The organism is Nostoc sp. UHCC 0302, from assembly GCF_038096175.1.
Classification (GTDB): Bacteria; Cyanobacteriota; Cyanobacteriia; order Cyanobacteriales; family Nostocaceae; genus UHCC-0302.
Map to the genome: position 1 here is coordinate 8,381,172 of NZ_CP151099.1, position 7,493 is coordinate 8,388,664.

Sequence of the window (7,493 nt, forward strand, 5' to 3'; positions counted from 1 at the left end):
TCCTTAATCCCCAATCCCCTACTCTTCCTTATCCTCACAAACCGAGATGAGTTCGCAACGCTTGGCGCATCACGTCTACAGGTACAGTTTCGCGTTGTAACCAGATTTTTAATGCTGCTGCTCCTTGTTGAACTAGCATTTCTAATCCATCGAGCGCAATTGCACCTTGTTGCTGTGCTAATTGCAGAAATTTTGTTGGATTAGGAGTATATATCAAATCGTAAGCGATCGCTCCTGTCGGTAGATTAGCTATTTCCTCTGCACTCAAAGGTGATTCATCTACCTTGGGAAACATACCTATGGGAGTTGTGTTGACTAATAAATCTGCTTGTGGAATGAGTTTTATTAGCTCGTCCCACGCATGAACTTGTAAATTCTCAGCTAGCGGTGCATTTCCCCAACTGTTATAGAATTCTTTTAATCTCTGCATATTGCGTCCCACTATATGGATTTCCGTACAACCCAACTGGACACAACCTGCGACAACAGCTCTTGCTGCACCACCATTACCTAAAATTACAGCTACTTTCTGACTCCAAGCTTGCTTATAGGTTGTTTGCAGAGGGGCAATAAATCCTTCTATATCCGTGTTTGTGCCTACCCATTGGTCATCTTGGCGACTAACAGTATTCACGGCTCCTATAGCTTGAGCAAGGGGGGTAATTTCTGATAGTAGGGGTATGATTGCTTGTTTGTGAGGTATGGTGACGCTAAAGCCAACAGCACCAATAGCCGCAAAACCTGTGATCGCTTTCTCTAAATACTCTGGTGCTATAGGAAACGGGAGATAAACATAATCTAATCCCAACTGAGCGATCGCTGCATTGTGCATCGCTGGTGACAACGAATGTTCCACTGGATACCCAATTACTCCTAGCAGTTTAGTTTTGCCTGTAATTAATTGTTTTGTCATTAGTCATTAGTCGTTTGTCATTGGCATTGGGCATTGGGCATTGAGAGTGCTGAGTTAAGAGTATTATTCTCTCCCCTGCTCCCTGCCCCCCTGCCCCCCTGCCTCCTCAGACTAGCCTACAATTATTAAAAGCTACTTAACACTTCTTATAATCATGCAGGCAACTACAGCCCTCTCTACAACCCCAATTCCCGGTAAATATTGGCAGTGGCGAGGGCATGACGTTTACTATGTGCAAGCGGGAGAAAAACACCCCCAACGTCCACCCTTGCTTTTGGTACATGGATTTGGTGCTTCTACAGACCACTGGCGCAAGAATATCACAGGATTGTGCCAAGATTTTGAAGTATTTGCGATCGACCTTTTGGGGTTTGGGCGATCGGCAAAACCGAAATTGCAGTACAGTGGCGACTTATGGCGTGACCAACTCCACGACTTTATTACTCAAGTAATTGGTCAAAAAGCCGTTTTAGCAGGTAACTCTCTTGGAGGCTATGCTTGTTTGTGTGTTGCAGCACAATGTCCCGACAGTGTAGCGGGTTTAGTTTTGCTCAATAGTGCTGGCCCCTTTAGCGAAACTCAGTCTACATCTGAACCTGAAGCTTTACAATCACAAATTCAGCCTCCCACACAACCCTCTTCTTTACAGAAATTATTGGGTGACAGTGTAAAGTGGATTTTGCAACAACCTTTATCTCAGTTGCTGTTATTTCAATACGTGCGACAACGTTGGGTAATTCGCCAAACTTTAGAAAAAGTTTATCTTGATAAGAGTGCGATTACAGACCAATTGGTAGAAGAAATTTATCGCCCTGCTTACGATCCGGGTGCAATGGATGTGTTTGTTTCGGTCTTTAGTACTCCTCAAGGAGAAAAAGTTGATGTGCTGTTAAAGCAATTAACTAGTCCTTTGTTGATATTGTGGGGAGAAGCTGATCCTTGGATGAATGCTAGAGAGCGATCGCAAAAATTTCGGCAATATTATCCTGAACTGACAGAACATTTTCTCACAGCAGGTCATTGTCCCCATGATGAAGTACCCGACAAAGTAAATCCACTTTTACGCGATTGGGTGTTATCTATTAGCCAGTGATATCAAATATCACTAACAAATATTTCCGAGAGACGCAATTTATTGCGTCTCTCATCAACAGGCTTTTTTATAGAAAAGATAGTTCAGATAAAAAAGGAAAGCACCATTAAGCTGAAATTCCTGTCACAACAATTTGGGAGCCTTCATCTTTAGGATTCATAATATAGCAGTCCTAAATCATTTGTGAAAACTATATATCTCTTTTTTCTTTCTTCTCTTGGCGTCCTTCTCTACGAGACGCTACGCGAAGGCGTTCTTGGCGGTTCGTTTCCTTATCTATATTTTTCACGACTCATTTAGGATTGCTATATGACATAGATAATATAAATAGGTAGACATGAATAAATTAAAGTTTGTAGTTTATACTGACTCTGCTAAAGAGCTAACTCCCATCTATAAAGTATCTTCACTTTGGTTACGTCCATTTACTTAAACACTATTAATAAACCAAAAACCTGGTCAAGGCTGACCAGGTTTTTTCGGATTGTTAATTTTCAAGTCGTTAGATGTTTTAAGTAATTGAGAGTCAACAACTAGGGTGGACATAACAACCAGCAAAACCAGCATTCTTATGTTTTTCCGCTTTGGGATTTGGCTTTAGCCTGTTAAACTTAGGCTTTTTACCACTCAATTTTGGTATGCTGAGTTTTGCTTGGGATCATGACGGGGGACACTCAGTCATTTACCCTTTGGTTTTGATTTTGCTTTACTTGGTGTCCTACTATTTAAGTTATCACTTAGTTCCTGAGCCGCAACCAATAGTTTACTAAAGTTGATGTTTTGTTGTATTCTGCAACGTAAAAATTAGAGATTGGTGCAAAATAGCAAGAATTTATCCCCAACACTCTTAAAAATCGGTTGGGGTAATCTTTTCCGCAGTTACAAGTTCTTTTACTGATGCAATTACTACTTTCTTTACTCAAGAGCTAGTACTGTATTGTCACCAATTCCACATAACTGAACTGTCATCAAGATGGTCGGTAACAATGCGCCCGATCGCATCAATTTCTGCGAGTTCAGCGGCAGAAAGTTTAACTTCAGCGGCTAAGGCATTATCTTTTGCTTGTTCGGGATAACGCGCACCAACGATCGCATTTGCTTGAGGTTGGGCAATTAACCATGCCAAAGCCAACTGAGCAAGGCTACAATTATGAGTAAGGGCTATGGGGCGCAATTTTTCTAAGGCTTGATGGGCATTTTCAAAGTTTTCGCCTTGAAACAGCTTATTTTTAGCACGATTGTCTGTGGGATCGAATTTATGACCGAGAGCAAACTTCCCTGTCAATAATCCCTGTGCTAAAGACGAATAAGCAAGGATGGAAATATTGTTTTCGATACAGTAAGGTACAATGTCCTTCTCTACCTGCCTCCAGAATAGAGAATAGGGTGGTTGTAAACTATCAATACGTCCATAAATTGCTGCTTCTGCAAGTTGGGCGCGAGAAAAATTCGAAACACCAATTGCCCGAATTTTACCTTGTTCTTTGAGTAGATTAAGAGCGCTCATAGTCTCTTCAATAGGTACTATTTCACTGTTGAAAGCGCCGGAGGGCCAATGAATTTGGTAAAGGTCAATGTAGTCAGTTTTGAGATTTTTTAGTGAGCGATCGCAAGCTTCAATTACTTGATCATACTTAAGATGATTGGCGAAAACTTTTGTGGCATACTCCACTTGAGGGCGCACATCAGATAAAGCTTCGGCTACAATGCGCTCAGAATGTCCTTCACCATAAACTTCAGCGGTATCAATCGTTGTAATCCCAGCTTCAAATGCTGCTCTAATTGTTTTAATCGAGTCTGCATCCTCAATTCCTACCCACATTCTTTTACCAGCTTGCCAAGTTCCCATCAGAATGGGTGTAATTTGTACCTGAGAAGTACCTAACGTTCGTTTTTTCATAACTGCTCTTTAATTCGTTTCCCTGGATAGTTCTATACTTTATCGGTCTTACCGTGAAATTAAATCAGAGTTACAGTAGATGCTGATGCAATTGACTACAACTTTTCATGCTCTCAAAGAATGGGCAGTCGCTATAAATGCCTTGGAAAGCGGCAAAACAATTATGTTGCTCCGCAAAGGCGGTATTCATGAACGAAATGGACGTTTCCAAGTTGCTCATGATCAGATTTTGCTTTACCCTACTTACGAACATCAACAGCCTTTCCTGCTGAAAGCTGAGTATGCTGATCTTGTTTATCCGGTGACATCTGGCTGGCATCCAGAAACAGTTCGTATTGGTAGTTGGGCTGTAATTACCGATATTTTGCCAGTAAATAGTGAGTCTGTTGTTAACGCTTTACTCCCCTTCCATATTTGGAACGAGCATTTTATTAGCGATCGCCTCAAATGGAAAGCACGTCAGCCTTTATATATTCTCCTGCTACGAACTTACAAACTATCCCAAGCGCAAGAAATTCCCTATAGTCCAGAATATGGTGGCTGCAAGTCATGGATTGATTTAGCTCAAGATATTGATTTGCAAGGTGTAAAACCAGTTTTATCTGACATTGCATACACCCAGTTAGTAGAGACAATTCGCGAGATTGTTGGCGACAAGTTGTATGCCCCGTTCTTCTAAATCTAATACTATACGCAGATTTTGGATTTTAGGAAATTCAATAAGTAATTTCCTAAATCTGCGTTTATTTAATTACAAAAACAAATATTCTGTTTGCGAACCTCTGCTCTAAATAGTAGTTACTGTTACATACATTTACAAATAGCGCGGATAACATTTAGAAAATCTTGCCCTAAAGAAAAGGGGAGGGAAAGCTGTTCATTCTTCTAACCTAATTATCAGCTGCCCTCTAAAGTATGGCTATTAAGTAATTCTCTTACCCAGGTAGTACTTAATTAAACTTTGCCTTAGAACACTAGGCAAAAACTTACGCCACAAGGGTGAGGCTATACTTGACAAAAGATTGTCATTATGCTCATAGGCTAACAGCAAAGGAGTTTGCAATGCATCGACAAATGTGCTGGTTATCTAAGTTTGGCAACGATGGAGAAAAAGTTCTGCATTTGCAAGCTGGGCCTAATCAGCCTTGGCGTCCCTACACAGCTTTTCCACAATTTGCAGTGCCTGATTATCAAATACCAGGCGGTTCAAAAGGTTGGGCAACTTATCAAAAACTTCTCAAAGCTGGCTGGACATTAGTACATAGCGCACGAGCAAATGAATTTGGTAGCAGCAGCTATGCAGAGTCAACAATTCAAAATCAGTAGTCAATAAATAGTCAAAAGTCAGGAATCAAGAGTTAAGATTTATTCTCCCTCAGCTCCCCTGCTCCTCATCTCCTCTCTCACCACCCTCTAGGGGAACCTTCGCCACGAGGATCAGCTGCTGCTTCTAAAGTTCCATCTTCAGTTACTACGATCGCGTTAGCATTACCCCAAGGATTAGTTTCTTTAATCTTGTGTCCCCGACGGCGTAAGTCTTGCAGGGTTAAAGCATCCAAACCCCAAGGTTCTACACGTAATTCATCGGGAAGCCATTGATGATGTATGCGTGGCAGAGATACAGCTGCACCAACATTCATGTTGTATTCCAGCACATTTAGAATGATTTGCAACACTTGAGTAATAATGGTGCTACCACCCGGCGTACCTACTGCCATGCGGAGGCGGCGATTCTCTGTAATAATTGTGGGAGTCATGCTGGACAGGGGAGTTTTGCGAGGTGCGATCGCATTGGCATCATTGCCAACTAAACCAAAGGCATTAGGCACTCCTAGCGCCGCAGCAAAATCATCCATCTCATTGTTGAGAACAATCCCAGTTCCTGGTGTGATGACACCAGCACCAAAGCCGAGGTTAATCGTAAAAGTCAGACTTACCGCGTTGCGTTGTTCATCTACAACTGTAAGATGACTTGTTTCAAGAGATTCAGAAGATTTGGAATTTTGAGATGATTGAGAATTTTGAATCGTATTGAGTCCAGGCTTGACCTGAGTTGAAGGTCTAGCCATTTTCATATTAATTTCTTGACGGCGTTTTTGAGTGTAAGCAGGGCTAATCAGTTGTTGTACAGGAACTTTGACAAAATCAGGATCTCCTAAATATTGCGAACGGTCAGCATAAGCAATCTTCATTGCTTCTACTATTAAATGTATGGCATCGGGATGATGCCATCCCAAAGATTTTAAATCAGTATCACCGATAATATTTAAAATCTGCAATAGGTGAACACCTCCCGATGATGGTGGCGGCATTGAACAAATTTGCGCTTTGCGGAAATTTCCACAAACGGGAGTGCGCCAAATTGGTTTGTAAGCTTTGAGGTCTTCTAAAGTAATTAAACCACCGTTTTTTGCCATATCAGAAGCGATCGCACGAGCTATACTCCCGGTGTAAAAACTCTGAGGATTTTGAGCAATTGCTGCTAATGTACGTGCTAAGTCACGCTGTACTAGCCTTTCTCCAGGCTGATAAAATTCTCTGTTATGTATGAAAATTTCCCGCGCCGCCTGATTTTTGAGAATTTCTTGCTGGCGGTTCTTGTACTCTGAGATCGAACGCCAAGTAGTTTGAGGGCTGAGGATAAAGCCATCTTTAGCCAGAGCGATTGCAGGTTTCACCACCTCTTGCCAAGGTAGTTTACCATAGCGACGCTGGACTTCATATAGTCCCGCCACGGTTCCTGGTGTCGCCACTGCCAAATATCCGTTCACACTTGCATTGGGACGTACCTTACCTTGTGCGTCCAGATACATATTTTTTGTAGCTTTCAAGGGTGCGCGTTCCCGAAAATCTAGCGCTTTCATCTCACCAGTTCCTTGAGAATGCATCAGCAAAAAGCCACCGCCGCCAATTCCTGCTGAAAAAGGTTCTACTACAGATATAGCAAAGGTTGTGGCTACTGCTGCATCAACTGCATTGCCACCCTTGCGTAACATAGAAATTCCTGCTTCACTTGCTAGAGGATGCGCTGAAACCACCATCCCCTTTTTACTGCGTAGTGGTAAAGTTACTGTAGCTGATGCGATTTGGCTGTAAACGAGGACGCCAAAAGAAAATACTGCGATCACCACTCGTTTGTAATTGTAAAGTGTGGCGATCGTAGATGACCTGTGAGCCGAAAACGGATATTGAAGTTTAATAGGCTTGGATGTATGGCTTACAGACAAATTTAATTACCTTCAGTCGAACTTAGCTAACTCAGGTTAAATAATCGATAAGGTTGCTATATTACTAGCCAAATAATATGTATCAACTTAATTACTCCAACCAGTAATTTTATATGCCGGCATCAGCGATCGCAATAAATCCATTAAAATTGTAAGTAAACGTATATGTTAGTCTTTGCTTACAGTTATCAAGTTGCCTTTGGCATTGCATTACTAAGCGTAAACAGCCAGTTAACAGAAGAATATAAATTAACTGTTAGCCGTGGGCAAATACCGTTATTTCCATATTTGCTTGCAAAATTAACCATAAACAAAAGCTCCCTAGCGAAGAAAAGAGCTAGAGAGCTATTTGTTGTTTAA

7 protein-coding genes are annotated in these 7,493 nt (G+C 41.6%); 4 read left to right on the top strand and 3 right to left on the bottom strand.

The genetic code is table 11. The features are described 5' to 3' along the window. Positions 1-34: 34 nt before the first annotated feature. A complete protein-coding gene (locus WKK05_RS36300; protein ID WP_341527784.1) occupies positions 35-913 on the bottom strand; it encodes a shikimate dehydrogenase in 879 nt (292 codons plus the stop codon). Between the two features lie 154 nt (positions 914-1,067). On the opposite strand from WKK05_RS36300, the gene WKK05_RS36305 reads away from it, so the two are divergent. Then, positions 1,068-2,006 carry an alpha/beta fold hydrolase gene (locus tag WKK05_RS36305; protein WP_341527785.1) on the top strand — a complete coding sequence of 313 codons (939 nt, stop codon included), beginning with the start codon at positions 1,068-1,070 and terminating at the stop codon, positions 2,004-2,006. 940 nt (positions 2,007-2,946) lie between these two features. Here the strand turns inward: WKK05_RS36305 and WKK05_RS36310 are convergent. Continuing rightward, the gene (locus WKK05_RS36310) at positions 2,947-3,906 is read right to left on the bottom strand and encodes an aldo/keto reductase (protein ID WP_341527786.1); all 960 of its coding nucleotides are present in this window, start codon (positions 3,904-3,906) and stop codon (positions 2,947-2,949) included. A 79-nt stretch (positions 3,907-3,985) separates the two neighbouring features. Here WKK05_RS36310 and WKK05_RS36315 point away from each other — a divergent pair, with 79 nt between their 5' ends. Further along, a complete protein-coding gene (locus WKK05_RS36315; RefSeq protein ID WP_341527787.1) occupies positions 3,986-4,585 on the top strand; it encodes a DUF1802 family protein in 600 nt (199 codons plus the stop codon). Between the two features lie 383 nt (positions 4,586-4,968). Further along, complete coding sequence (locus tag WKK05_RS36320) at positions 4,969-5,232, top strand: hypothetical protein (RefSeq protein ID WP_341527788.1); 264 nt, start codon at positions 4,969-4,971, stop codon at positions 5,230-5,232. A 77-nt stretch (positions 5,233-5,309) separates the two neighbouring features. Here WKK05_RS36320 and ggt read toward each other — a convergent pair whose 3' ends face one another. After that, the gene (gene ggt, locus WKK05_RS36325) at positions 5,310-7,064 is read right to left on the bottom strand and encodes a gamma-glutamyltransferase (protein WP_341531290.1); all 1,755 of its coding nucleotides are present in this window, start codon (positions 7,062-7,064) and stop codon (positions 5,310-5,312) included. Positions 7,065-7,298: 234 nt separating this feature from the next. Here ggt and WKK05_RS36330 point away from each other — a divergent pair, with 234 nt between their 5' ends. Next, positions 7,299-7,493 carry a hypothetical protein gene (locus tag WKK05_RS36330; RefSeq protein WP_341527789.1) on the top strand — a complete coding sequence of 65 codons (195 nt, stop codon included), beginning with the start codon at positions 7,299-7,301 and terminating at the stop codon, positions 7,491-7,493.

Bases quoted from the DNA above. Each gene is read 5' to 3' on its own strand.
- WKK05_RS36300 (WP_341527784.1), bottom strand. From the start codon at position 913: ATGACAAAACAATTAATTACAGGCAAAACTAAACTGCTAGGAGTAATT.
- WKK05_RS36305 (WP_341527785.1), top strand. From the start codon at position 1,068: ATGCAGGCAACTACAGCCCTCTCTACAACCCCAATTCCCGGTAAATAT.
- WKK05_RS36310 (WP_341527786.1), bottom strand. From the start codon at position 3,906: ATGAAAAAACGAACGTTAGGTACTTCTCAGGTACAAATTACACCCATT.
- WKK05_RS36315 (WP_341527787.1), top strand. From the start codon at position 3,986: ATGCTGATGCAATTGACTACAACTTTTCATGCTCTCAAAGAATGGGCA.
- WKK05_RS36320 (WP_341527788.1), top strand. From the start codon at position 4,969: ATGCATCGACAAATGTGCTGGTTATCTAAGTTTGGCAACGATGGAGAA.
- WKK05_RS36330 (WP_341527789.1), top strand. From the start codon at position 7,299: ATGTTAGTCTTTGCTTACAGTTATCAAGTTGCCTTTGGCATTGCATTA.